We start from the raw sequence: 3,045 nt of genomic DNA on the forward strand, positions 1-3,045 counted from the left end.
AGATACAGCGCGCCGCCTGCTTTCGGACCCGTGCCCGACAACCCTTCACCCCCAAACGGCTGCACCCCGACCACCGCGCCGATCACATTGCGGTTCACGTAGATGTTGCCGACATGCGCGCGGCTGATCACGTGCGCGATGGTTTCGTCGATCCGCGTGTGGATGCCGAGCGTCAGGCCATAGCCGGTCGAGCGGATTTGCTCAAGCAGCTTGTCCAGCTGGCTGCGACGATAACGCACCACATGCAGCACCGGGCCGAACACTTCACGCTTCAATTCGTCGATGCTGTCGAGTTCGATCAGCGTCGGCGGCACAAACGTGCCTTGTGCGCCACCTTCCGGCATCGGCAGTTGCTCGACCTTGCGGCCTTTCTCGCGCATCGCGGCAACGTGCGCGTCGATGCCGCGCTTCGCGTCGAGGTCGATCACCGGGCCGACGTCGATCGACAGGCGATCCGGATTGCCCACCGACAGTTCGCGCATCGCGCCGGTCAGCATTTCCAGCGTGCGGTCCGCAACATCTTCTTGTAGACAAAGAACGCGCAACGCCGAACACCGTTGACCGGCGGAATCAAACGACGACTGCAGCACGTCCGCGACCACCTGTTCAGCAAGCGCCGACGAATCGACGATCATCGCATTCTGGCCGCCCGTTTCGGCGATCAACGGAATCGGCTTGCCGTCCGGATCGAGCCGGTTCGACAACGTCCTGTTGATCAGACGCGCGACTTCGGTCGAGCCGGTGAACATCACCGCGCGGGTGCGCGGATCGGCGACCAGCGCGGCGCCGACCGTTTCGCCGTCACCCGGCAGCAGTTGTACCGCGCCCGCCGGCACGCCGGCTTCGCGCAGGATACGCACGGCTTGCGCGGCGATCAGCGGCGTTTGCTCGGCCGGCTTCGCGAGCACGGTGTTGCCTGCAGCAAGCGCCGCAGCCACCTGGCCCATGAAGATCGCCAGCGGGAAGTTCCACGGGCTGATACACACCACCGGACCGAGCGGGCGGTGGGTGTCGTTCGAGAACTCGTCGCGGATCTGCGTCGAGTAATAGCGCAGAAAATCGATCGCTTCACGGATTTCCGCGACCGCGTTCGCCAGCGACTTGCCGGCTTCACGCACCACGAGACCCATCAGCGTATGCATCTGCGCTTCGAGCAGGTCGGCGGCACGCGCGAGGCAATCGGCGCGGGCATCGACCGGTGTGGCCTGCCAGATCGGCGCGGCGGCGACCGCGTGCGCCAATGCAGCGCTCACGTGCTCCGACGTTGCTTCGACGACCGTGCCGACGAGGTCGCGATGATCGGCCGGGTTACGCACATCACGTGCGACGCCCACGGCGATCTCGTTGTCTTCGAGCATCGGCGTGGCCCGCCACGGATGATGCGCACTCGCCAGCAATGCCGACGACAGCGACGCCAGACGATGCTCGTTCGACAGATCCAGGCCCATCGAATTAAGACGCTCGGCGCCAAACAGATTGCGCGGCAGCGGAATCTTCGCGTGCGGCGCGCCGAGCGGAACGACCTTCGACGCTTCGTCGACCGGGTCGGCGATCAGGTCCTTGATCGCGACGCTTTCATCGGCAATGCGGTTCACGAACGAGGTGTTTGCACCGTTCTCCAGCAGACGGCGCACGAGGTACGCAAGCAGCGTTTCATGCGTGCCGACCGGCGCATACACGCGGCACGGACGATTCAGCTTGTCGCGACCGGTGACTTCCTCATACAGCGGTTCGCCCATGCCGTGCAGGCACTGGAACTCGTACTGGCCGGGGTAGTAATTGTTGCCCGCAAGGTAATAGATCGCCGACAGCGTATGCGCGTTGTGCGTCGCGAACTGCGGATAAACCGCATCCGGCGCGCCGAGCAGCTTCTTCGCGCAGGCAACGTACGACACGTCCGTGTAGATCTTGCGCGTGTAAACCGGATAGCCTTCGAGGCCGTCCACTTGTGCACGCTTGATTTCGGTATCCCAGTACGCACCCTTCACGAGGCGGACCATGATGCGGTGACGGCTGCGGCGCGCCAGATCGATCAGGTAGTCGATCACGAACGGGCAACGCTTCTGATACGCCTGCACCACGAAACCGATGCCGTTCCAGCCCGCCAGCTCCGGATCGAAGCACAGTGCTTCCAGCAGGTCGAGCGAGATTTCGAGGCGGTCGGCTTCTTCAGCGTCGATGTTCAGGCCGATGTCGTAACGGCGCGCGAGAATCGCCAAAGAGCGCACGCGCGGCAGCAGTTCGATCATCGTGCGTTCCTGCTGCGAACGCGAATAGCGTGCGTGCAGCGCGGAGAGCTTGATCGAGATGCCCGGGCCTTCGTAAATGCCACGGCCGCCGGCTGCCTTGCCGATGGCGTGGATCGCCTGTTCGTACGAGGCGTAGTAGCGTTGCGCGTCGGCTTCGGTCGTGGCTGCTTCACCGAGCATGTCGTACGAGTAGCGGAAACCGCGTGCTTCGTACTTGCGGCTGTTAGCCAGCGCTTCGGAGATGTTCTCGCCGGTGACGAACTGCTCGCCCATCAGGCGCATCGCCATATCGACGCCCTTCCTGATCAGCGGCTCGCCGCCCTTGCCGATCAGGCGGGTAAGTGCCGACGACAGCCCCGTTTCGCTATTGGTCGTCACCAGCTTGCCGGTGATCATCAGCCCCCAAGTCGCGGCGTTGACGAACAACGACGGCGCCTGGCCGACGTGCGACTTCCAGTCGCCCTTGCTGATCTTGTCGCGGATCAGCGCGTCGCGCGTGGCGCGATCGGGAATGCGCAGCAGCGCTTCGGCGAGGCACATTAGCGCGACGCCTTCCTGACTCGACAGCGAAAACTCGTGAATCAGCCCTTCGACACCGCCGCCCTTGCTCTTGGTGCGCAGCGTTTCGACCAGCTTGCCGGCCATTGCCTGCACTTCGCCTGCGAGATTCGCCGGCAGACGCGCCTGGCCGACCAGGAACGGCAAGCATTCCGGCTCAGGACGGCGGTACGCAGCAGTGATCGCCGCGCGCAGCACCGATTGCGGTTGCACGTTCTGCGCGAATTCGAGGAACGGA

At 64.1% G+C, this 3,045-nt stretch carries 1 protein-coding gene; it reads right to left on the bottom strand.

All coding sequences use genetic code 11. From position 1 onward, the window contains the following. Nucleotides 1–3,045: trifunctional transcriptional regulator/proline dehydrogenase/L-glutamate gamma-semialdehyde dehydrogenase (putA, locus tag PQQ52_RS34530; RefSeq protein WP_408221499.1), on the bottom strand; the 3,045-nt coding region annotated here is incomplete at both ends.

Source organism: Paraburkholderia sediminicola, from assembly GCF_046030555.1.
Taxonomy (GTDB): domain Bacteria; phylum Pseudomonadota; class Gammaproteobacteria; order Burkholderiales; family Burkholderiaceae; genus Paraburkholderia; species Paraburkholderia sediminicola_E.